A 24,627-nucleotide genomic window follows, 5' to 3' on the forward strand; every position below is an offset into this window, starting at 1 on the left:
GATATGTATCTTCGATTCTGTGATATGAATCCAAAAAGAGGTTAAATGGAGGAAGTGACAAATAGGTTGCTTCCTCTTTTAAAACAAAAAATTATATATTTCATCCTGAAGGGAGTCTTCATATGATAGATTACTCATTAATAATTTCCATTAGCATTTATATGGCGGGCATGCTGTTAATCGGATATTTCGCCTACAAAAAAACCTCTAACCTAAATGATTACATGCTGGGCGACCGGGGTCTTGGCCCTGCTGTAACGGCATTAAGCGCCGGTGCTGCAGATATGAGCGGTTGGCTTTTAATGGGGATGCCAGGTGCCATGTTTGCAACAGGACTCAGTTCCATCTGGATTGTAATCGGCCTGACACTAGGTGCCTATGCGAACTGGCTGTATGTTGCACCAAGATTGAGAACGTATACAGAAGTAGCCAATAACTCCATTACGATCCCTGCTTTCCTGGAAAATCGTTTTGGTGAGGGCTCACGGATCTTAAGGCTCATTTCCGCTTTGGTTATCCTGATATTCTTTACCTTTTACGTTTCCTCCGGAATGGTATCTGGCGGAGTCTTATTCCAAAGTACATTTGGCCTAGATTACCATACAGGTCTATGGATCTTAACAGGTGTTGTCGTGGCCTATACTTTATTCGGCGGATTCCTGGCAGTAAGCTGGACAGACTTTGTTCAGGGAATCATCATGGTCGTTGCCTTGGTTCTTGTACCGATCGTTACCCTTTTCCATGTTGGCGGTTTCGGTCCTTCCATAGATACGGCACGTTCCATTGATCCAGCCTTATTGAATATTTTCACAGGGACGAGCTTTTTAGGAATCATCTCATTATTTGCATGGGGACTGGGTTACTTCGGACAGCCGCATATCATTGTCCGCTTTATGGCGATCAGTTCTGTTAAGGAAATCAAGAAAGCCCGTAATATCGGGATGAGCTGGATGATTTTCTCCAGTGTCGGTGCCATGCTGACTGGATTCATCGGTATCACGTATTTTTCTCAGAACGGTCTCAAGTTAGATGATCCTGAAACGATTTTTATAGAGTTAGGGGAAATACTTTTCCACCCACTTATCACTGGTTTCTTGATTTCCGCAATACTGGCAGCCGTCATGAGCACGATTTCTTCGCAGTTGTTGGTTACAGCTAGCTCTTTAACCGAGGATATATACAAAACCTTCTTCCGTCGTTCCGCTTCAGATAAAGAGCTTGTCTTCCTAGGCAGACTTTCTGTACTGATCATATCGATCATCGCGCTTATTCTCTCTTGGGAGAAAAATGACACGATTCTTGGACTTGTAGGGTATGCTTGGGCTGGATTCGGTTCTTCATTCGGTCCATTGGTCTTACTAAGCCTATGCTGGAAACGCATGACAAGATGGGGCGCATTAGCAGGGATGGTCGTTGGTGCCGGGACTGTGATTTTCTGGTCGATGGCAGGATTATCCGATACGCTTTATGAAATGATCCCTGGTTTTGGCGCAAGCTTGATTGCCATTATCGTAGTAAGTCTTCTTACAGCCAAGCCATCAAAAGAAGTAGAAGAGCAATTCGAGGAATTCGAAAGAACATTAAAACAATAATAAATCACCTAAAAGGAACGGTCTATGAAATTTTTTTCATAGACCGTTCCTTCTTTGTGCCCCTATACACATCATCCGTTTAAAAGTATTATTAAACTTAGTTGTCATATACTTCAAAAAATAACAGGGGGCCATATATGTCATTAGAAAAAATCCTGACTCTCACAAACATCAACGATATAACGGATATGGTCAGCACTTATTTAAAAAAACCAGTTGTCATCGAAAATGACCAATTTTTATTGCTGGCATATAGTTCATATTATATCGAGCACTTCGACCAAGCCAATCAGCAAACCATCTTCACTAAGCATTGGCCGATTCCAATCTTGGAGAAATTCATGGATGAGGGCATTGTCGAACAGCTTAAAACGGTGGAGCATCCATTTAGAGTGAAACAAATCGAGGAAATCGGTTTAAATCAAAGAGTTGTTGTAAGCGCTGTCCACAAAGGGCAGGTCTTCGGATTCATTTGGGTCCAAGAGACGGAAATGATGCCTGATTCCGATTTGGAATTTTTACATGAGGTTTCCCATCATATCGGCAAGCTCCTCTATCAGAAAAAACAGATAAACATGAAAAAAGATGAAGAAAAAAATGAGTTTTACCAAAAGGTCATCGACGAAGTCTATCAAACGGAAAACCAAATAAAATGGGAAGCAGCCAATATGAGTCTTCTTATTCCGGAAACTTTCCTTGTAAATGTCTTTACCATCGCTCAATCCGATGCGGAACATTTCGATGAATTAACGGATACAGTCAGTCTATTCGCAAATGCATTGAATCATTTTTCCCATGTATTCACAAACCAATTGAAGATCATCGTCTTAATTGGTAGCAACGGAAAAGGGAAAGACCTGCTTTCTGATAGCGCCACTGATTTAACGAACACGGTTCTTTCCCAATTCAATGGCCAAAAGGTGTTCTCAGGAATCGGAAATGAGTATTCTTCGATTCTTCAATTAAGAAAATCCTATCTAGAAGCCCTGGAAGTGATCAATGCAGCCAAGTTCATCGGTAAACCTGAACAGCTTCCTTTTCAATATAGCAAACTTGGGATTTTCCGTTACCTCGAAATGATCTCTAATCATCATGGTAAAACGAATTATATCAATATGGATTTACAGATTCTGCAAAAGAAGGACCAGGAAAGCCAAACAAAGCTCCTTCAAACAATGGAAATATATCTGTTGAATAATTGCCGGATCAAACCGACAGCTGAACAGCTATACATTCATACCAACACGTTAAAATACAGAATGAACCAAATAGCTGATCTCACTTCAATCGATTTTGATGACTTTCATTCACGGATACAGCTATACGTCGACTTACAACTATTAAAGCAGAAAAAATAGGAAATGCTTCTTTGGCTGGCCAGACTTTCAAGCTATCCTTTAAATCAGCTAAGAAATAAGAAACACGGCAAAGGTTCGATCCCGCTATTATTCATACTTTAAAGCCCTTGTGTAGCAAGGGTTTTTTCTTTTTATCCATCACTCCATTTTGATGTCCTGCTGGTCAGGTTTAAACTACACCTTATTGGTCCAAAAGCATCATGAAAATTCTATTTACTATCACGGTAAATCCATAGAGCCAAGCTAATTTAACGTTTTTAAGGGACAAAAGTAATCCTGCTGGAACCAAGAAAATCAATGCTTCCAGTAGCAAATGAAGTTGTGCTGATAGTTGTATGCTGGCCTTAGGGGAACCAAATGCCCCCCAAAGGATCGCTATACCAATTGGGATAACAATGCTAAAAAAACTTTCATGATGCTGGTATTTCCTACTTTGAAACCCCAATAACCGTATACAGCAAGTGCAAAAATTTCTAATAAAAACCGAACGGATAAGTTTACCATTTGCAAGACAGCCAAAAAACCCATTTTAACCTTCCACCAGATCATATTTATCTTTATTTATTACTATAGAATGGATTCCCTCAATATAAGTATTTAGCAGTATAGAAAAACTCTTATCGATATCAATCGGCATCCCAAACCCACCCATTTTTTCAATTGAAGTAAATCCATGTAAAATGCTCCTTAATCCTCTCACCAAGTGAATCGCCATTTCTTCCTTCAAATTATAGGCTTGTAGGACTTGGACAACAAGCTCTACAACTGATTGCTGTGCTTGTTGTAACTCCTTGTCTTCAGAATTTGGAAAACGGGTGGTAGCATCATAAAGTCCTGGATGAATTCTAGCAAATTCAACATATGCCTCACTAAGTGCCTTGATTGCATCATCACCGGAGCGTCCCACTGCTGCTTGAAGCATGTATTCATAAAGTTTTTTAACTCCATTTACTGCTAGTTTCTGTTTTAATCCATTTAGGCCGTCTAAATGGTTATATAACGAAGGGGGGCGTATTTGTAATTCTTCAGCCAACTTGCCTAACGAAAGATGATCAAGGCCGTTTTCATCAACTAGTTCTGTAGCTTTTTGTAAAATGATAGACAAATCTAACCTTATACGTTGAGACATCAATTTTTACCTCCTATTTTCATGATTGAAGTTTTAATTCTGCTTCAACTATTGCTCTGTCAATAGAATTCCCAGGGTGTTCTAGCATCTTCCCATGACCAACAGCAAGTAAACTCGGTTTATAACTTCTTAATTTCTTTGCACTTTCAAGAGCGATAAGTTTATTCCATGTGGCAAAGGCCGGGAACGGAAATAAAGGTTTAATCATTCCAGACACCGCAGTTCCACCTCTAGTTTGTAAGGCATCCCCCACAATTAAACTATGATTCCGGGTGTCAAGAAGAGATATAGAACCAGGGGTATGTCCTGGTGAAAAAATAACTTCCAATGAACCAATACGGTCGCCCTCTTTGAGTAATAAGTCTGGTTGAGTTTGAATATTTTTAGGGACTCCTCCGCGGATTGGAGAGTTTGTTTCATTTTGTAGGAGGGTAGAATCACCAGCCAGTAATAACGCATCCCTAAAAGAAATACTCACTTGTAAATCAGGGATTAACGCTTTAATCCCGTCTAGTGCACCAACATGATCATCATGTGCGTGGGTAACTATTAATCTTGTTATCGGTTTTCCAATAATCCGAGCCGCATTTATTATACTTTTTGTACTGTAGGGTAAGGCTGCATCTATTAGTGTAAGACTATTCTCTTCTTCTACAAAATAACAGTTCACAGGAAATACACTTGGCATAAAAGATAGTTGATATACTGTACCAACCTTAGTCATTTTCATCTTTAATCAAACTCCCCCCAAAACTAATATAATTAATATTATAACTAATATGATTAGTTTTTCAATAATATTCCATGTTTAAAGATTTAAAAGTTAATCGCCAAGTCAATTTCTGCACGTAAGTAGTTCTTTATAAGTTTGTTGAATCTATGAAGGCGTGATTGTTCTATTTGCAAGCATTCTATCATTGAATATGTAAAAGATGAGCCGCATTGCCACTCATCTTTTACTCACACATCTTTAATTCAAATAAAATCATGGAAAATAAGATAAACGCCAGCAAAGCCGCTGGCGTCTAATCGTTTCAGGTATAAGTTAAGATACTTTAATAGCACCATGTATTTCTTGTTCCAATTGGTTTGTTCTTTCCGTTTTTGTTGATTCCGTCCAGCCAAAATATTCAGCCATATATTTAATTACTGCACTTTTATGTGTTTGGACTAAATCGATATCAAATAATAGGGTGCCGGTTCTGCGGAAGAAGAAATCAACCGGAGTTGCGGCCATTTCATGATCTAATGCGTATTGCAACTGTACGAACAACTTCTGTGGGAGGCCAGTGCGAGTTTCCACGTCCCCTTCACTTTTTGCGATATTGAACAAAACAGCCGCGTTTGATCCGTACATAGCCAATAATTCTTTGGAATCCTTAGCAGTGAGTCCTGAGTCAACCCCTATTTGAATATGTGTCTGGATATAATCAGAGAAATTGATTGATCCTCCGACATCCCCTCCAGAAATCGGCATTTTTTTGGTACTGCTATTAGGGTAAGATCTATTTGTTTGCTGAGAAAGCTTCCCGGCTACGAGGTCGACTGTAGTTTTTGCCATTTTGCGATATCCCGTTAATTTTCCTCCGGCAATTGTGATAAGACCAGAATCGGACTCCCATATTTCATCTTTTCTTGAAATTTCAGAAGGGTCTTTGCCTTCTTCAAGAATTAACGGTCTAACTCCAGCCCAGCTTGATTCGATATCCTCATCCGAAACTTTCACTTCTGGAAACATATAACCAATCGCCTTTAATAAATAGGCACGATCTTCCGATGTAACGGTAGGGACAGCAGGATCGCCATTATAAAAGGTGTCTGTAGTTCCGACGTAGGCCTTACCAGCTCGCGGTATGGCAAAAATCATCCGGCCATCGGGCGTATCAAAGTAAATCGCCTGCTTCAAAGGAAATTTCGATTGGTCAATTACGACATGAACACCCTTTGATAACTTCAGCGTTTTCCCTTTTTTCGATTGGTCTTTTTCACGGATCGAATCAACCCATGGACCTGCGGCATTGATAACTTTGTCTGCATATATTTCATACTGATTGCCTGATAGTATATCATTGACCTGGACGCCTATTACCTTGCCATTTTCATACAACAGTTTTTCTACTTTTGTATAATTTATCGGTGTCGCGCCTTTATCCACAGCCGCCTTCATCACTTCAATCGTCAGGCGTGCATCATCTGTACGGTATTCAACATAATGGCCTCCGCCTTTAAGTCCTTCTTTCTTTACAAGGGGCTCCATTTTCAGTGTTTCACTAACCGATAGCATTTTCCTTCGTTCACTTTTTTTGACGCCTGCTAGAAAATCATAGACTCGGAGTCCGATGGATGTACTGAATTTTCCAAATGTGCCACCTTTATGCATTGGGAGCAGCATTCTTTCCGGTGTAGTCACATGTGGCCCATTTTCATAAACGATCTCTCTCTCTTTTCCAACCTCAGCAACCATTTTTATTTCAAATTGCTTTAGGTACCGCAAACCACCATGGACAAGCTTTGTTGAACGGCTTGATGTTCCTGCAGCAAAGTCCTGCATTTCCACCAATGCCACTTTCATTCCTCGAGTCGTTGCATCCAGGGAAATCCCTGCACCTGTAATTCCTCCGCCAATGACTAACACATCAAATTTTTCTTTTTTCAGAAGCTCAATTGTTTCTTCTCGATATATATTTGAAAACCTCATGCCTAACTCCTCCTTTGAGTGATACCTGCTTTTGTCGAGTAGTTGTTGGTTCTTGTATTTAAATAAGTTAATTTGTTCTCATAGTTTTCCATTCATATAGATATTAATTACCCTAATCTGCCAATAAAAACAAAAAAAGAGACCATAAATGCACATTATCGAATTCTCGATAACGCATTCATGGTCTCTCCTGTTCTCCGGCCGATTTATTAACTTGATTTTAGTATATCATACTCTAACTCATATTAGAAAGACTTCGCTTTGTTTTTATTTAACAGTTCAACCAAAGGGGCAGATTAGCTGAAGTAAAAACAAGGAAAGATGATTCCTATCTTATGCCGTATAAGACATATTATGTGCAACAATAAGAGTGAATTATTATCAAATTCACTCTTGAAAAATTATTTATCTTTTTATCGGACGTTCTAGAGTTAATATTTCATCTTCAAGTGAAGAAAATTGCTGTTCCACTACATGTTTAACATCTAAGACAGCAGCGTTATAGAAATGAGGAGCAAGTGACTCCTTAACGAAATCTAATACTCTTTCTGCAGCAAATTCAGTTATTTCTTCATCTCTTTCTTGTGAAAAAAAGTATTGAATGTCAGAAATCATTAATTGCTGTTGGTCTTTTGTAAGTTTTATAAACAAGTAAAACACTCCCTAATAAAATATATTACAGCTAACTATACATGTGAAATTCAGTAAATCACAGGCTATATTTTCATAAAATATTATGTACAAGTAAGAGTGGTAAAAACCCTTTATTATGGGTAGTTGAAACTAGATTTAATGCAGATGAGCATACCTCGACATTGTTTGGTTTAGGTTTTCTCGAATTAATTCTTTTATCATACCCGTATATCTTTATTGGATTATCAGTTTTACAGGAACAAAAGAAGAGCGAATTTAAACGTGATTCTAGTTAATAAAAACAAAATTTAAGGGGCGGTAGTTAGTTGAAGAAGATGAATACTTATAATAAAGTCATTTAATTTTATAGCCATCAATCAAGAAAACCGATACTACTGATGTAGAATCGGTTTTCTAAGTTCGTTAATTTAGTTGGAAAGTGGGTACTACAGAGTAAAAACTTTAACTATAAAGTTGTTTAATCATTCTTTCACTAACGCCCCAAACTGTTAAATAATCCTATAAATTACTGAAATTTAATACAAACGTCATATAGCTGTACATGTAATAAATCACCTAAATTAAAAATCATGCACGGTTACACAAAGTTGGATAATTACTCCAAACGGATCTCGTACAATGGCATATCCTGGACTAAACGCATTGGGTTCATATGGTACTAAAATGGCCACCTGTTCATGTTGAATAAGCGAGTCATAGAGATGTTTAATTACAATCTTATCTTGAGACTGAATACATAAAGATGAACTATTACCTAATTGCCAAGGTTGTGTATTGTCCATTTCTTTCTCTGCAAGCATAAGCTTATTCGCACCGATTTGCAAAACAGAATGTGTAATATACTCATCTTGACCTTCTCCATAAATAAAATTAGGATTCATTTCCTTCATCTCTTTATAATTTTTCTTAAAAAGAACGGTCGCCCCTAAATATTCCTTATAAAACTCAATAGCAGCTGCACCTTTACCATTCATCGATAGAAAGGGAATTACTTCAAAATTCATTTTATTGCCTCCTCAACAATTATTTATTACACTTACAAGTATATAAAATAAAGGTGACAAAAAACGGCACCATTAAGGGGTCATTTTATGAAAAAATCAGAACGCTTAAATCAAATGCTGCGTTTTATCAATCAAAAACAACAGTTTACGCTCCAAGATTTAATGCAAGAATTTCATATTTCTAAAAGAACTGCATTACGAGACATTTCTTCACTAGAGGAAATTGGCGCACCAATTTATGCAGAATATGGTCGGTATGGAGGTTATCATTTACTTAATCAAATGACACTACCCCCCATTTCTTTTAACAGTCAAGAAATTTATGCGCTTTATTTTGCAATGCAGGCACTACGCAGCTTTTCAAATCTACCTTTTCAAGTATCGCTTCATTCTATTCATGAGAAATTTATAAACGCGTTAGCAGAAAAACAACGTCAGCATATAGAGAGAATTCAAGATCGGGTAACCTTTCGACACACGGAGCAAATCAAAGAAAGCGCACATTTAGAAACTTTATTACTTGCAGCCATTAAAAATGAAGTATTAAAAATCAGTTATCAAACAATGCATCAAAAAAGCACTCGTAGCATTCAGCCAATCGCTATTTATGCAATGAAAGGCTATTGGTACTGCCAGGCTTATGATGTAACTAAAAAAGCTTATCGAGTATTCCGGTGTGATCGTATTACAACAGTGGAAATAACGAACATCGAACCATTAATTGACTTAAAGGAGATTAATGTTCACAATGCACATTCACTCTGGAAACCATCTGAAAAGGCAATTCAATTCAAGTGTCTAATAAATCAAGAAGGGGTTGAGCATTTTCAACAGCAACATTTCCCATCTATGAAGTTAATCACCGAGAGTGAAAGTACCTATATTGTTGGTTCGTATGAGCCAAATGAGCTTGAGTTTATAGTTAACTATATTGCTAGCTTTGGTAAGTCCATAAAAATAGTAGAACCTAATATATTAAGAGAACTTTTAAGAAAGTATTATATAGATTTACTAGATAATTTATAGAAGGCTAGTTTGTAAATTATTTCGTCTTATTTAAAGACTTTATTATGGTAATCTGCCCACATATTTAAAGCATTTTATTACTTTATTGTAAATTTAACAACAAAAAGACCACTATATAAGTGGCCTTCTTTATTTGTTAAATTTAGTGTTTATCAGAACCTTTATTTAAAAGCCATTGCTGCTTGAACAGCTTTTTTCCATCCGTCATATAATTTTTCACTTTCTTGCTCATCCATGGATGGTTTAAAGGTTTTGTCTATTGCCCACTGCTGAGCGATTTCCTCTTGGTCCTTCCAATAGCCAACAGCTAGTCCAGCCAAATACGCTGCACCAAGTGCTGTCGTTTCGTTTATAGTCGGCCTTTCAACAGGGACACGTAGTAGATCGCTTTGGAATTGCATTAAGAAGTCGTTCTTAACTGCACCGCCATCCACTCTCAATGTCTTCAGCTCAATACCTGAATCTGCCTCCATTGCATCGAGTACATCCTTCGTTTGATATGCAAGCGATTCAAGGGTAGCACGGACAAAATGCTCTTTAGATGTTCCACGAGTTAAGCCAAAAACCGCACCTCGGACATCGCTGTCCCAATACGGAGTCCCAAGCCCCACAAATGCAGGAACAACATAAACTCCATCAGTACTTTCTACACGTTTTGCATAGGCTTCACTGTCCTCGGCATTTTTTAGCATCCGTAAGCCATCACGCAGCCATTGAATCGCTGATCCTGCTACAAATATGCTGCCTTCTAATGCATATTCAACCTTGCCATTCAATCCCCAAGCAAGAGTTGTCAATAACCCGTGCTCGGAACTGACAGCCTTTTCACCCGTATTCATAAGCATGAAACAACCTGTTCCATACGTATTTTTAGCCATTCCTTCATTAAAACAAGCTTGGCCAAATAATGCTGCCTGTTGGTCACCTGCTGCTCCTGCAATTGGAATCGACTGGCCGAAGAAGTGATATTCGATCGTATGGGCATACACTTCGGAAGAAGGTCTAACCTCTGGTAGCATTGATTTTGGAACAGTCAATATCTCCAGAAGCTCCTCGTCCCATTTCAGCTCATGAATATTATACATTAATGTCCGAGAAGCATTAGAATAGTCTGTTACATGGGCCTTGCCTCCTGATAGCTTCCAAATCAGCCAGGTATCAATGGTTCCGAATAACAACTTGCCTTCATCTGCTTTTTGGCGAGCTCCTTCCACATTATCGAGGATCCACTTCACTTTTGTACCGGAAAAATAGGCGTCTATTAACAATCCTGTTTTTTCTCGGAACAGATCATTAAGACCTCTTCCTTTCAATTCATCACAAATTTCGCTAGTTTGTCTGGACTGCCATACTATCGCATTATACACAGGGGTTCCTGTTTCTTTATCCCAAACGACTGTCGTTTCACGCTGATTAGTGATTCCAATACCAGCAATTTGCTCAGGCTTTACACTAGATTCCGATAGTACACCAGCAATCACTGCTAAAATTGATCCCCAAATCTCATTGGCGTTATGCTCTACCCAGCCTGGCTTAGGGAAATGCTGTGTGAATTCCTTTTGGGCCGAGTGGACGATCTCGCCCTTTTCGTTAAACAAAATCGCCCGTGAACTAGTTGTTCCTTGATCCAATGATAAGATATATTTTTCCATAATGTGTTTCCCCCCTTTTTAATTTAACTAGCAATGTTGCTAGTTTCTAACTCACGCGACTGCTTTTTTCCAAAAGTATATGCTAATACCAATATTATTAGGCTTGCTCCTAAAACAGTCCAAAAGACTGTCGTCAATTCACCTAAAAAGACTGCTTTATAGAAGACAGCTCCAAGTGCTCCACCGACAATCGGGCCAACAACCGGAATCCAAGCATAGCCCCAATTCGAATTTCCCTTACCTGGTATTGGCAGCATGAAGTGAGCAATACGAGGTCCAAGATCACGTGCAGGGTTTATGGCATAGCCTGTTGTTCCTCCGAGCGACATCCCGATAACAACAATCAATAAACCGACAGCAAATGGGTTCAGACCTTCTGTAAACTTGCCGGCTCCAATAAATAATAAGCCAAGAACAAGGATGAATGTACCAATCATTTCACTTAATAGATTTGAAAAAGTATGTGGGATAGCTGGTGAGGTTGCAAACACACCAAGCTTTGTACCTGGATCCTCCGTAGCTTTCCAGTGAGGCAAATAATGCAGGAATACAAGAGTCGCACCTATAATTGCCCCTATCATTTGCGCCACGATGTACCCTTGCACATCAGCCCAAGGAAAATCTCCATTGATAGCTAATGCTACTGTAACAGCCGGGTTTAAATGTGCTCCGCTTATGGAACCCACTGCAAAGACACCCATTGTAACAGCCAGTCCCCATGCAATCGTGATGACAATCCAGCCTGCATCTTTGGCATAAGATCCCTTTAAGGAAGATCCTGCCCCAATACCTGCACCAAATAAAATTAAAATCATCGTGCCTACTACTTCTCCCCAAAATGGAGTCATACATAACCCCTCCTCTTATAGAATGATGCCTTACCAACAAATAAAAGGAGATTCACAGCAGAACTTTCCTCAAAAAATGAGTATGTCTGGTGTGAATCTCCTAATCTCCGTCACATGTATTAACTTGTAATGTAAATATACTAGGTAGTGAAAACGCTGTCAATTAATTTATATAAAAACAAATGATTTTTTCTGTATTTTTTTTCCTCTATCACACATCAACTCCTATCTGAAATTAAAACATCTCCCATAATTCAGTTTTTGAAGTCGTGATTGACGAAGCTCCTGCCTCAAGGGCATTCAGGACTTCATCTGAAGAACGTATGAGCCCTCCAGCAAAGATAGGAGTTTGTAAGCGTTCCTTTACCTCTTTAATCATCCAAGGCATTGCGCCAGGCAAAACTTCGATATAATCAGGCTTTGTTTTCTGTACCAGCTTATAACTTTTCTCTAACGCATGTGAGTCAATTAAAAAGATTCGTTGAATGGCAATAACACCCTTTTGCTTCGCTTTCAAAATCACGCTGGATTTTGTTGAAATCAGGCCATATGGGCAATACTCCTGACAAATAAATTCTGTAGCGTATTCATCACTTTTAATACCATGAATTAAATCGACATGATAAATCATTTTCTTATTATGCTGCTTTGCCATTAAGCTTACATTTTTCAATTGTGATATATGCAAATCAAGAAACACACCTATTTCATAGGAACTTTCTAGAAATCTTTCGAAATCCTTCATGCTTGCCGAAGCAGGCAAAATTTTCTGGTCCATTCATTTTCCCCCTTATCTACCGGAAAAACTCAAAACTTTTAGTTATTTAGTATATTTTAAAGAACTTGATTTATCAAACACAATATTTCTTATTGAAGAATCGTCCTTTACCATATCCTTACACTAACATACCTGGTATCCCCTTTAAAATAGTACAGGTAAGAATGCTATCATTTCCTTAATTGCTTACCCTTTCTTCAATTCATCATAATGAAAGTTTAATTTTTAATGCACCTTCCACCAACTCATACGATTTAATAGTGCCCACGGGTATTCTTTTCACGATGTTCCAAGCATTAAAATTCATTTTGATCATTCTATTTTCAAATTCAAAAAATGGCGGTCTGTTAAATATCTTTTGGTTAATAAAATTCCTATCAATAGGCTTCATTTCTACTAATTCAAATGAAATCGTTCTTTTTTCCACGTGAATCGGTTTTAATGTAATACGGAAAGGCACGTTTTTCTTAAACATCATTTTTTTCACTTCCGTCGTTCCGAAAAGCACTATATGTACTGGCGTAATCTCGACTTTAACATCCTGCTCACCTGATTTCATCTTTATAATTCGCTCTAGCATAGACGCAGTTAACGTTATCGGTAAACCATTCCCGGAAATATTAGATGGATTGAACGTATTCATCGTGGTTTTCCCCCTCCAACTTAACTTACAGGTAACTTCATTCCATATGGAACGTCAGTTATAGCATATGCTGTCTTCACGAATGTAGTTAACCCTTCATAACATGCAAGGTCCTGGTGAATAATCGGCATATTCTAAATTTTACACCTTTCACCCTTGACCTTTATTAAAACTATCTGTATAGTCATACTTAATTTAATAGACAACTCTTATCAAGAGAGGTGGAGGGACTGGCCCTTTGATACCTCAGCAACAGACTTTAATGTACTGTGCTAATTCCAGAAGTGTAAAAACTTGAAGATAAGAAGAGTAAATTGCTTAGTAGCCAACACCTCTTCTTTTTTTAAAAGAAGAGGTTTTTTATTTTATAAAAAGAAAGAAGGAATGAAACATGTCAATCACTATAACAAAGGCACCATTTAGAGCAGATCACGTCGGGAGTTTATTAAGACCGGATAATTTACATGATGCTAGAAAGCAATTTAAAGACGGCACAATTACTGCAGAGCAACTTCACGAAGTTGAAACGGAAGAAATCAAGCGGATTGTTGATAAGCAAATTGAAGTTGGATTAGAGGTAGTAACGGACGGTGAGTTTAGACGCACATGGTGGCACTTTGACTTCCTAGAGCATTTAAATGGAATCGATGGGTATGTAACTGAAAAAGGTCTCACATTCGATGGCGTGGAAACAGAGAGATACAATATTCGCAATACTGGGAAGGTTTCATTCAATCCTGAACATCCCTTCATTCATGACTTTATTGAATTGAACAAAATCGTTGCCGGACGTGCTGTTACGAAACAAACCATTCCTAGTCCCAATCAATTATTTGCTGTGGGTGTTTATAATGAAGACATCTACCCTGATATCGAAGACTATGCAAATGACATCATTAAAGCGTATCAATATGCTTTAAAGGCCTTTTATGAAGCTGGTGTACGTTACTTACAATTGGATGATGTTTATATTGCTAGACTTTCCTCTCCAGAATTTCAGTTCAAAGATGGAAAATACTCTAGAGAACAATTAATTGATTTAGCATTGCGCGTAATTAATGGGGCTTTGGAGGGAAAACCAGAGGATTTGGTCGTCACGACACACTTATGTCGCGGGAACTATCAATCAACGTGGGCGTTTGAAGGAAGCTATGCACGTATCGCACCAACATTATTGGCAAAAGAAAAAGTAAATGGATTCTTCCTGGAATATGACGATAACCGTTCAGGAGATTTCAAACCGTTAGAATACATTCCAAATGGCGGAGCACGAGTTGTTCTAGGAGTCGTCACTTCAAAAAATGGAGAAATCGAAGACAAAGAAGCAGTTATAGCTCGTATTAAAGAAGCTTCACAATTCGTGCCACTCGAACAATTATGCTTAAGTCCACAATGCGGATTCGCTTCCACCCATCATGGCAATAAGCTAACGGAAGAACAACAATGGGAAAAGTTGAAATTTATTGTTGATGTAGCGAAAGAAGTTTGGGAATAAAGAAATATTATAGAAAGAGCAACGCATTCAAATAAAGCGTTGCTCTTTCTATATTGTCTATATATCAGCATCCTCTATTTCATGAGGAAGTTTGAGTTATTAATCAAAATGCAATTTATAATCCTCTGCTTTAATCAGTTTTAATTTTTTCGAGAATATATAGATAAGACCTAGGTTCAATACAATCGGAAGAATAAAGAAAGTACTTAGCATGATTGCTACATTCTCAACGACCCATCCACCTTCAGCCAGTTTCATATAATTTAATGGACCAACTAGACCTGATAAACCGAACCCAGCACTATAGGGTGTGCCTTGAATATTTAACAGACCGGCCAAAGCACCAAGAATCGCAGCTGTGATCAACATCGGAAAAGCGATCTTCGGTTTCATGAAGAAGTTTCTCATTTGAATTTTTGGTGAGCCTAATACATGTGCTAATGCCGTTCCAAGGGAGTTTGCTTTATAACTTGCAATGGCCAGACCAACGCCTGCTGCAACAATGCCTAGATTAGCCGCACCAGAGCCGATACCTGAAAGCATGATCACAGTGGCTACCCCTACTGTTGAAATAGGCGACAAAATTATGAGACAGAACACAACAGAAATAATAGCTCCCATTATAATTGGTTGTAATGATGTCACATTTGAAATAGCGACTCCCAGTAAACCAGTGGAAGATTTCACAAATGGTAGAATTAAATACCCAATCATCCCTGGCACTAATATGCTTAAAGTCGGCATCAATAAAATGGAATATGCTTTTAATCGGTCACCAATTAATTGAACAAATAACACAGTCAGTGCGGCTGTAATTCCTGTATTAATAACGATTCCAATACCATTTAGGGCAAATAAACCATCAGCCGTTTTTTGAATAGCACCACTACCGACCATTGCCGCGATCCCAACACTTGCTGTTTGTATAGATGTTAGCTTAAATGTAATCCCTACCATCACACCAATCATAACAGGTAACAAACTCATCACAAAAACTGTAATATCGAATATATGTTGTAATACTGGAAAATGAGGAATCAATAACTTAAGTACTTCCCCTAACAAAGCATTTGGAATTAAGGAAACAACAATCCCTATACTCATTCCAGTTAGTAATTTACTGAAAAAATCTTTCATCCTACTAATCTCCTATCCCGTCTCTATAATGTAGAATATTATAAGGAATATTCTGATAATAGTCAAAGGATTTTTTTAGCACTTTACCGCGAAAGCGCGAAAAAGTTTATGAGGTTCTCCTACGTCTTTACCCTATTCTATTTCATCCAAGCACAAAAAAAGAACGAGCATCATGAAGTGAACCCAAAAAGTTAGACACTTTATTTAATTAGGCAGCCTTGAGGGCATGAACCCGGAATTCTACCGGGCTCATGCCTTTTAATTTTACCTTGATTCGTTGATGATTGTAGTAATGGATATATTCTTCTAATTCTTGTTTGAAATGCTCCATGCTTTCAAATTCTTGAAGATAAAGTAACTCTGATTTTAATAGGCCAAAGAAGTTTTCTATGACCGCATTATCGAGACAATTTCCTTTACGGGACATGCTTTGTGTAATGTTATGTCTTTTCAAATCATGCGAATATTGTTTCATCTGGTAATGCCAGCCCTGATCTGAATGAAGAATGGGTGAATCTTTCGATTCCAAGCGGTCAAAGGCTTTCTCCAGCATTTTGGAAACGAGGGGATAAACAGGCCGAGATTCGACATTATAGGCGATGATTTCTCCATTAAACAGATCAAGAATGGCCGATAAGTATAGTTTCTCCCCAGCTAGATGGAATTCTGTGACGTCTGTCACCCATTTTTCATTTGAGTTTGTTGCCTTGAAATCACGTGCTAGAATGTTGGGTGCAATCTTGCCGATTTTCCCTTTGTACGAACGGTATTTCTTCATGCGAACTAAAGACTTCAATCCTAGTTCATTCATCAATCGGAGAACTGTTTTATGATTGATGCGAGCACCTCTGTTACGTAATTCTAGGGTGATACGCCGATACCCATAGCGCCCTTTATGCGTATGGAAAATCTCTTCGATAAGGGATTTCATTTCTGTGTATTTATCCTCACGCCCGAAGGCGTTTACCCAATAATAGTATGTACTCCGTGCCATGTTAGAAATGGATAGAAGCAGATTTAAATCAAATTGTTTCCTTAGTTCATGGACTACTTTCGCTTTGTCTTTCTTTGTAGGGCTTCCTTTTCTTGAACTAAGGCATTCAACTTTTTTAGATAGGCATTCTCTGCACGTAAGTATTCTAATTCGGCAAGAAGTGCTTCTTGAGAGCCTTTAGCTGGTGATGTTTTTTTGGTTTCTTTTTTCATGGATAGACGCCCCTTTTTCTTTGGTTTAAGGGCGTCTATACCTCCTTCCTTCAACTGATTTGACCATTTCAAAAGTGTAGAATCGGAAGGAAGATTATAGTGTACAGCGGTCTCGCTGATCGATGCCCCATATTCGTTCATATAATTAAGTACCTCTAGTTTAAAGGGCAGAGTGTAATTTGTATAGGATGAAGCAATTCCTTCCATCCCATGTTCTAGATAGCGAGCGACCCATCTCTTCAGAGGGGATAGACCTACATTTCTTTCTTGTGCGATGGATTTATAGGATTTTTTCCCTTCCAAGTACTCTAAAACTGCATGTAATTTTTCGTCTATCGTATATTTAGTCAAAAAAACTGCACCTCCAATTGTTAGATGTTGTCTAACAATTGGGGTGCAGTTCATCAAGAACGTCCCTTTTTACTTGCAACTATCATCATCATCCATTTTCTTCACCAATATATCATCAGTCACCCTATCTTCCAACTTGTTCCTCAAGGCCAATTCTGCAGCCTTCCCATCACTAGGCGACCCGTCCGAGAAATACATTGGAAACAAGGAGAAAAACATAATATAGAAGGAAAAATATATGAATTGGTACCATATTACTGAGCTTTCCAAGATATTCTGATACACTAAGCTATATATGATTAGCATACTGACTAAATTAAAGATAGAGCCCCCTAAATAAATCAGCATATTCGTCAATCGATTATCATGTTTCAATCCCCTAAACTCGCATGTCCCATTCCAAAAATAATATTTCCTCACCTCTATGTTACAAAAGGAGAAAAGTTTATTCCCACATCCGATCAAGATTCTCTTTTCTGATCCTCCGAAGATCGTAACAAAGAAGATATGCCCGCTCAAATGTATCAGTGTAACGATTGGCATAATCAGAAAAAAAGAAAATAGAAATTTAATGATATCATAGAGACCAAAGATTATTATCATCCTCCTATCTAGAGCTTTTTCTTATAAATCCTTTGTTGAAGGATGATACTCTGATACCCGGTAAATGCTAGTTGTAACTGGTAATTTTTAGCACACACGTCTTGTTGCTTTCATTGATAAAAGATTAATTTGGCCTTTCTCCGATTAATTCGACCTTCCTCCACTTATTTCGTACTTTCTTCATTTAGTTCGACCTTTCACCTACTTATTTCGTCCTTCCTCCGATTAATTCGTCCTTCCTCCCACTTAATTCGTCCTTTCTCCCACTTATTTCGACCTTCATCCACTTAATTCGTCCTTCCTCCACTTATTTCGACCTTTCTCCTACTTATTTCGTCCTTCCTCCGCTTTATTCGTCCTTCATCCACTTTATTCGGCCTTCCTCCTACTTATTTCGTCCTTCATCCACTTTATTCGTCCTTCCTCCACTTTATTCGTCCTTCCTCCGATTAATTCGACCTTCCTCCTACTTAATTCGACCTTTCTCCTACTTATTTCGTCCTTCCTCCACTTAATTCGACCTTTCTCCTACTTATTTCGTCCTTCCTCCGCTTTATTCGTCCTTCATCCACTTATTTCGACCTTTCTCCTACTTATTTCGTCCTTCCTCCATTTAGCTCGGCCTCATAAATGTTGCAGCGTCGTTGCAGCGAAGATTGAATTCAAAAAAATTAGGCTATCTCTCTCCAAAAAGATTTTGGAAAAGTGACAGCCTTTAAATATATATATCATTTTAGCTAGGTCCGTTTCTTTATTTAGCGATTAAAGGTGCGGAGAACTTCTTCATTGCTTTGTCCTGGCTTCAGCCCTGTATGTTTATAATCAGGGGTAAAAACCGATGTTTTGATTGGACAGGCAATTTGCTTCTGGATGCTTCCTTTTCCGTCAGGTATTTCAACAATCATGCCCCGTTCCTTAAGTTGGGGATGATTGGTCGCTTCGGTAAAAGTCAGTACTGGTTCTACACAGGCCTCAGAATCAGCAAATATTTCTTTCCATTCATCAAAGTTCTTTTCAAGAAAAGCACGTTGGACAGCTGTTTTAAATCTACTTCCACTCTCAGCATCTCTACTCAAGCTTAGTTCATACAATTCGGGCTTGAGGATTGCTTCACATAGAGCTTTACGGAATGGAGGCTCCAGGCTTCCTACCGAAAAATAACGCCCATCTTTCGTTTCGTAAAAGTCATAAAATGACCCTCCGTTTAACATCAATTTCTCTGGCTCAAGCTCCATGCCCCCTTGTAAATTCAGAGGTGCGGATATGGCATTTAAAGCGAAACTGCAGTCGGTCATGCTGATGTCGATGTATTGGCCTTCCCCCGTTCTGTCTCTATAAATGACTGCGGACAAAATACCGATAATAGCATGCAATGACCCTCCTGCAAGATCAGCTATTTGCGTTCCGTTCTTTGCTGGGCCGTCTTTTTGCGTACCGGAATAGCCTGATAATCCTGCAATCGAAATATAATTGATGTCATGACCCGGGCGGTCTTTGTATGGACCGGTTTGGCCAAATCCTGTGATTGAACAATAAATTAACTTCGGATTGATTTGTTTTAAAACCTCGTACCCCAGCCCTAAGCGCTCCATGACACCTGGCCGGAATTGTTCAAGGACGATATCGTATTCTTTCACTAAATTTTTTACGGCTTCGATGGACTCCGACTGTTTTAAATCAAGGGTAATCGATTGCTTTGATCTGTTAAGATATTGATTCACACCCCATGAATCCCCTGCTGCCGGCCTTTCTACCTTCAAAACATCTGCTCCTAAATCAGCTAGCATCAAAGTGGCAAATGGTCCGGGCAGTAGCGTTGAAAAGTCCAATACTTTCAAATTAGTCAATAGAGTCATAAGCGCGCACCTTCCTTTTCTAGGATTAGATACTTCAAACGGTTAAAGTCTGGCTTTCTCTTCTCGAAGATGGCAGTTCCCCCGTCGTACTAGCATGCATTCCTTTGCTTTTTTTAAAAAATTTGAAAGAGATTAGAATGATACATAGAGTCTCCTTTAGCTAATTTTATAGAAAAACACACATAGAGATTACGTTTATCATATAACATCCCTCTTTGAATTTGTATTAATTTCCATTTATCGCAAAATAAAAAAGGCCAGGAATCCCGCTCCCGGCTTTAAATAAAAATTTTGAATGGCGAAGATAAATAAACCTACATGCACATAGCTGTTTTACATATAGACAAATAAAAACCGGACAACTTAAAACAACGTTGTCCGGCTGATTTTACTTAAAGCATTATCATTCGTATTTTTTGTCAAAGTCAAACTCCACTTCCTCAAGTTTAACGAATTTAGTTTTCCTTACCAGTTTATATCCAAACCATAGACCAAGGAAAAGTGGGATTCCTAGGTATGCAGCTATTACACTGCCCCAATCAATGTGGTCTGAAAAAAACGCTTGAAAATTTTGAGATAGAATAACGATTAAGCCAATCACAATAGCAAAAATCGGTCCAATCGGAAACCATAATGCCTTATATGGCAGCTTCTCCAATGAATGGCCTTGAGCTATATAAGCTTTACGGAAACGATAATGACTGATAGAAATACCTAGCCAGAAGATAAATCCTGTAATACCAATAGCATTCATTAACCATATATACACTTTACCATCACCAAAAATAGAAGCTAAAAATGCAAGCATACCGATGGCACATGTCAAAATCATACCCGCAACCGGCACTCCGCGTTTGTTAAGTTTTGCAAAAATGCGTGGTGCTTGCCCATCTTTAGCCATTGAATATAACATACGCGTCGAAGCATATAAACTAGAGTTACCTGCTGACAATACCGCTGTTAAAATGACTGCATTCATGAGCGAAGCTGCAAAAGCAACTCCAGCCTTTTCAAATATAAGCGTGAATGGGCTGACCATAACATTATCCCCTTGTAAACTTTGGCTTGTATAAGGGATAAGTAACCCTATCACAAAGATTGCCAATACGTAAAAGAGTAGGATTCTCCAAAAAACGCTTTTAATAGCCTTTGGTATATTTTTGGCTGGGTCTTCACTTTCACCTGCAGCCACACCGACGATTTCTGTACCTTGAAAAGAAAAGCCAGCTGCAATAAACACAATGAAGACACCCATAAAACCACCCGGGAAAGGCGCGTCATCGATTGTAAAGTTCTTAAAACCTACTGCTTCGCCACCCATGATGCCAACAATCATTAGTATGCCAACGATTATAAAAATAACGATGGCCGTTACTTTTATGAAGGAAAACCAGTATTCCCCTTCACCATATCCTTTAACGGATAAATAGTTTAATAGGAAAATGAGCACCAAGAATGATGAACTCCACAACAATGATGGACTATTCGGAAACCAAAATTTCATAATCATTGTTGAGGCTGCCAACTCCGCCGCTATGGTCATCGACCAATTGAACCAGTACGTCCATCCCAAGGCAAACCCAAATGCCGGATCGACGAATTTCGTTCCATAGGTACTGAATGAACCGCTTGTCGGCATAAAGGCTGCCAGTTCCCCTAAGCTGGTCATCACGAAGTACACCATTGCCCCAACTAAGGCATAAGCAAGTAATGCGCCGCCTGGCCCAGCTGTATGAATGGCTGCCCCGCTGCTAAGAAACAGCCCGGTGCCAATAGCCCCTCCAATAGAAATCATCGTTAAATGACGGGATTTCAAACCGCGCTTTAATTCTTGTTCTTCTTGCTTTGGAGGATGCTGAAAGATGTCATTTTCTTGTTTTGGTATCATAACTTTTCATCCCTTTCTATATAAGCGCTTACATGTATGGGGAAATCCATTTAATAAATTTTCCTATTTCATAGACTTTCAAATAGACCTAATTTACAATTCGAATATTCCTTTTCTGAATATATGCAATTTTCATGCCAAATTTTCAAACCGCAATATTCAACAAATTATTTTAAAAAACGCTTTCAATAGACAAAATATTTTGCACTTTATGCCATGTTTTTTTGCACTTTATGCCATGTTTTTTTGCAGCATAAAAAAAGCGGGACTTATAAAATACTAAGCTCATTTCATACACCCTTAAATATATTCCAAATATTACTAGAAGAATATTTGGAAAGAACATTTCTATTAAGAACCATTTTTCTCCATTTTATTCCTTTAAATGTCATATTTTTTGCGTGTTTTCTCCATTTGATAATAATATGAAACGATGTAAAAATGAGGTATTCTCATGAAGGAGTTGAAAGGTTATGAAAGGTAAGGTATTTTTAGGAACTGCACTATCTATCGGTCTATTATTTTCTGCTATTCCCCAACAAGAAGCTTTAGCGGCAAAAAACGTGTTAAGCGTTGAAAAGTATAATAAGCATAGAGATTCGCTAGAATTCAAGTCTGGGAAACTCACAGAACCTTCAAAGCAGACGGCAGAGGATATCATTCTTACCTTTTTTGATAAAAACACAAAGTCTTACAAGTTAGAGAAGCAAAAGGCGAAAGACTCCTTCATTATCCAAAAAGAAAGTAAGGATGAACTTGGAAATACCGCTCTAAGATTGCAACAAACCTATAAGGGCGTACCTGTATGGAATTCTACACAGGCAGTATTAATTGACGCTCAAGGTGTTTTAACAGTCGTGTCCGGAACAGTTGAAGCCAATTTAAACACTAAATTAGGGAAAAAGGCTAAAAAAGGCATCAGTAAATCAGAAGCAATCCAAATAGCCGAAACAGATATTGGATTCACTCCTTCCTACGAACAATCTCCTGAATCAGAGCTATATGTATACGCCAATGAAGGAAAGGCTGACTATGTATATAAGGTCAATTTAAATTTCTTAGATCCGGAACCAGGAAACTATAATTATTTCATTTCAGTCAAAACAGGTGAAATATTGAATAAATATAACACCCTTGATGAAGTGACGGGGACCAATTCCGTCGGTACGGGCGTCGGAGTCCTAAACAATACCGTATCGGTAAACACTACCTTATCGAGCGGTAAATATTATCTACAAGACAATACACGTGGCAAAGGTATTTTCACCTATAATGCTAATAACCGGTCAAAATTGCCTGGTACACTCTTATCCAATACAACCAACGCTTTTACTTCTTCTACCGATAAAGCTGCAGTGGATGCTCATTTTTATGCTGGTAAAACCTATGATTATTACAAATCCACGTTTGGACGGAACTCTTACGATGGAAATGGAGCCATCCTAAAGTCAACCGTTCATTATGGTTCGAAATACAATAATGCTTTTTGGGATGGTACACAAATGGTTTACGGTGATGGGGACGGCACGACGTTCATCCCATTGTCAGGCGGCTTAGACGTTGTTTCACATGAATTGACACATGCTGTAACTTCTACGGAATCGAATTTGACCTATCAGAATGAATCCGGTGCTTTGAATGAAGCGATTTCTGATATTTTTGGCACCGCTGTTGAATTTAAGAATCAAAGTGCAAAAGCGGACTATCTGATAGGAGAAGATATTTATACACCTAATATTTCCGGTGATGCCCTCCGTTCAATGGCCAACCCAACATTGAATGGCGACCCTGACCATTATACGAACCGTTATACAGGATCGGGCGACAATGGCGGCGTCCATACGAACAGCGGAATCATTAATAAGGCAGCTTATCTTATCTCCGCGGGCGGCACTCACCATGGTGTGACCGTAACTGGAATTGGCATTGATAAACTAGGAACCATCTTTTACCGGGCCAACACGACTTATTTAACTTCCTCGTCCACTTTTTCACAAGCCAGAGCAGCAGTCGTCCAATCTGCCGCTGATTTATATGGTTCAAGCAGTGCAGAAGCCACTGCAGTCAAAAACGCTTTTACAGCTGTCGGTGTGAATTAAGAGATCTACCCTATGAATTTTTATATGTCTAGGCTAATCTAATAAGTAGGACAACCTTAACACCTCCCTAAATGTACAGAAAAAAGTACATGTTAGCTGAGGTGTTTTTTTATAAGTATGAATGTAAGCAACAACCCGCACCCAAACCTGAGTACATAGGATTTAGAATAGTATAGAAGAAGACAAAAGCATTAAAAAACAGTCACTTTTGGAAAGAGACTGTATTTCATTAAATACACTGGTGGCTTTTAAACGATTGTGCCCCACAGTATGAATGTATGCCGTGCCACTTACAATTTACGGACAGGAAAGGAGTACAGCTCCTACTGTGTATGACGCATGAGTTACCATTTCCGCACAGGGAAACGCGTCCTGAAATGATAAATCCATCATTTATCATTTCAGGACGCCCTTACTAAAAATAATAAGCACAATATTAAAAAGTCGCGCACCTTATAGGAAGTTCGTTCCGGACGTTCGTAAAAGGACGCGAGAGTAAAGGACATTCGTATAGTATTTTCGTGCTTTAACGAACGTGAATAACGGCTGTTTTGAGAAGAAACTCCACCGTTCGAGAAGTCGGTCTCTTCTACGTTATAGAACTAAAGCA

The 24,627-nt window shown here is 38.5% G+C and carries 19 protein-coding genes, 1 pseudogene and 1 riboswitch; of the genes and pseudogenes, 5 read left to right on the forward strand and 15 right to left on the reverse strand.

Features of this window, described 5'->3' with window-relative positions:
- The first annotated feature begins 122 nt into the window (after window positions 1-122).
- A complete protein-coding gene (putP, locus tag RE409_RS24575) occupies window positions 123-1,592 on the forward strand; it encodes a sodium/proline symporter PutP (protein ID WP_207196206.1) in 1,470 nt (489 codons plus the stop codon).
- A gap of 137 nt (window positions 1,593-1,729) precedes the next feature.
- Entirely contained in the window at window positions 1,730-2,950 is a 1,221-nt protein-coding gene (locus tag RE409_RS24580; protein WP_309558231.1) for a PucR family transcriptional regulator, read from the forward strand.
- A gap of 181 nt (window positions 2,951-3,131) precedes the next feature.
- Here RE409_RS24580 and RE409_RS30790 read toward each other — a convergent pair.
- The 6 genes and pseudogenes from RE409_RS30790 to RE409_RS24610 all read right to left on the reverse strand — a co-directional run bounded on the left by RE409_RS30790 (window position 3,132) and on the right by RE409_RS24610 (window position 8,435).
- Window positions 3,132-3,499 (reverse strand): annotated as a pseudogene (locus RE409_RS30790) (YrdB family protein).
- Window positions 3,480-4,079, reverse strand: coding sequence for a TetR/AcrR family transcriptional regulator (locus tag RE409_RS24590; RefSeq protein ID WP_309558232.1), 600 nt, complete (start codon window positions 4,077-4,079; stop codon window positions 3,480-3,482). Before RE409_RS24590 ends, RE409_RS30790 begins: the two are co-directional and overlap by 20 nt.
- Window positions 4,080-4,098: 19 nt before the next feature.
- Window positions 4,099-4,809, reverse strand: a complete 711-nt coding sequence (locus RE409_RS24595; RefSeq protein WP_309558233.1) for an MBL fold metallo-hydrolase — start codon at window positions 4,807-4,809, stop codon at window positions 4,099-4,101.
- Window positions 4,810-5,124: 315 nt separating this feature from the next.
- Window positions 5,125-6,777 (reverse strand): glycerol-3-phosphate dehydrogenase/oxidase, encoded by a 1,653-nt coding sequence (locus tag RE409_RS24600; protein WP_056523138.1) that lies wholly within the window; start codon window positions 6,775-6,777, stop codon window positions 5,125-5,127.
- Window positions 6,778-7,182: 405 nt separating this feature from the next.
- Window positions 7,183-7,428 (reverse strand): DUF2164 domain-containing protein, encoded by a 246-nt coding sequence (locus tag RE409_RS24605; protein WP_053348825.1) that lies wholly within the window; start codon window positions 7,426-7,428, stop codon window positions 7,183-7,185.
- Window positions 7,429-7,991: 563 nt separating this feature from the next.
- Window positions 7,992-8,435: a VOC family protein gene (locus tag RE409_RS24610; RefSeq protein ID WP_201187059.1), complete on the reverse strand. Its 444-nt coding sequence runs from the start codon at window positions 8,433-8,435 to the stop codon at window positions 7,992-7,994.
- An 87-nt stretch (window positions 8,436-8,522) separates the two neighbouring features.
- On the opposite strand from RE409_RS24610, the gene RE409_RS24615 reads away from it, so the two are divergent.
- Window positions 8,523-9,461, forward strand: coding sequence for a helix-turn-helix transcriptional regulator (locus tag RE409_RS24615; protein WP_201222816.1), 939 nt, complete (start codon window positions 8,523-8,525; stop codon window positions 9,459-9,461).
- A 161-nt stretch (window positions 9,462-9,622) separates the two neighbouring features.
- Here the strand turns inward: RE409_RS24615 and glpK are convergent, their stop codons facing one another.
- The 4 genes from glpK to RE409_RS24635 form a co-directional block, all read right to left on the reverse strand.
- The gene (gene glpK, locus RE409_RS24620) at window positions 9,623-11,113 is read right to left on the reverse strand and encodes a glycerol kinase GlpK (protein WP_201254031.1); all 1,491 of its coding nucleotides are present in this window, start codon (window positions 11,111-11,113) and stop codon (window positions 9,623-9,625) included.
- 23 nt (window positions 11,114-11,136) lie between these two features.
- A complete protein-coding gene (locus tag RE409_RS24625) occupies window positions 11,137-11,961 on the reverse strand; it encodes an MIP/aquaporin family protein (RefSeq protein ID WP_309558234.1) in 825 nt (274 codons plus the stop codon).
- Between the two features lie 235 nt (window positions 11,962-12,196).
- Window positions 12,197-12,739, reverse strand: coding sequence for a glycerol-3-phosphate responsive antiterminator (locus RE409_RS24630; RefSeq protein ID WP_053348820.1), 543 nt, complete (start codon window positions 12,737-12,739; stop codon window positions 12,197-12,199).
- Window positions 12,740-12,944: 205 nt separating this feature from the next.
- Window positions 12,945-13,382, reverse strand: a complete 438-nt coding sequence (locus RE409_RS24635; RefSeq protein WP_201187065.1) for a hypothetical protein — start codon at window positions 13,380-13,382, stop codon at window positions 12,945-12,947.
- Window positions 13,383-13,588: 206 nt separating this feature from the next.
- Window positions 13,589-13,689, forward strand: a riboswitch (SAM riboswitch).
- Window positions 13,690-13,773: 84 nt separating this feature from the next.
- Between RE409_RS24635 and RE409_RS24640 the strand changes: the two genes are divergently transcribed.
- Window positions 13,774-14,877: a 5-methyltetrahydropteroyltriglutamate--homocysteine S-methyltransferase gene (locus tag RE409_RS24640; protein WP_309558235.1), complete on the forward strand. Its 1,104-nt coding sequence runs from the start codon at window positions 13,774-13,776 to the stop codon at window positions 14,875-14,877.
- Window positions 14,878-14,976: 99 nt separating this feature from the next.
- On the opposite strand, the gene RE409_RS24645 is transcribed toward RE409_RS24640, so the two are convergent.
- The 5 genes from RE409_RS24645 to RE409_RS24665 form a co-directional block, all read right to left on the reverse strand.
- Complete coding sequence (locus tag RE409_RS24645) at window positions 14,977-16,014, reverse strand: PTS sugar transporter subunit IIC (protein WP_201222810.1); 1,038 nt, start codon at window positions 16,012-16,014, stop codon at window positions 14,977-14,979.
- A gap of 208 nt (window positions 16,015-16,222) precedes the next feature.
- A protein-coding gene (locus RE409_RS24650; protein ID WP_201182105.1) for an IS3 family transposase occupies window positions 16,223-17,571 on the reverse strand; the annotation gives its coding sequence in 2 pieces (ribosomal slippage) (window positions 16,223-17,127 and window positions 17,127-17,571; 1,350 coding nt in all).
- A 69-nt stretch (window positions 17,572-17,640) separates the two neighbouring features.
- Window positions 17,641-18,174, reverse strand: a complete 534-nt coding sequence (locus RE409_RS24655) for a hypothetical protein (protein ID WP_176527617.1) — start codon at window positions 18,172-18,174, stop codon at window positions 17,641-17,643.
- A 755-nt stretch (window positions 18,175-18,929) separates the two neighbouring features.
- On the reverse strand, window positions 18,930-20,030 hold the full coding sequence (locus tag RE409_RS24660) for a CaiB/BaiF CoA transferase family protein (protein WP_201187067.1): 1,101 nt from the start codon (window positions 20,028-20,030) through the stop codon (window positions 18,930-18,932).
- Between the two features lie 403 nt (window positions 20,031-20,433).
- Window positions 20,434-21,918, reverse strand: a complete 1,485-nt coding sequence (locus RE409_RS24665; protein WP_201187069.1) for an amino acid permease — start codon at window positions 21,916-21,918, stop codon at window positions 20,434-20,436.
- 473 nt (window positions 21,919-22,391) lie between these two features.
- On the opposite strand from RE409_RS24665, the gene RE409_RS24670 reads away from it, so the two are divergent.
- Complete coding sequence (locus RE409_RS24670; RefSeq protein WP_201187071.1) at window positions 22,392-24,017, forward strand: M4 family metallopeptidase; 1,626 nt, start codon at window positions 22,392-22,394, stop codon at window positions 24,015-24,017.
- Window positions 24,018-24,627: the final 610 nt, after the last annotated feature.

This window comes from Peribacillus sp. R9-11 (assembly GCF_031345095.1).
GTDB lineage: Bacteria > Bacillota > Bacilli > Bacillales > DSM-1321 > Peribacillus > Peribacillus butanolivorans.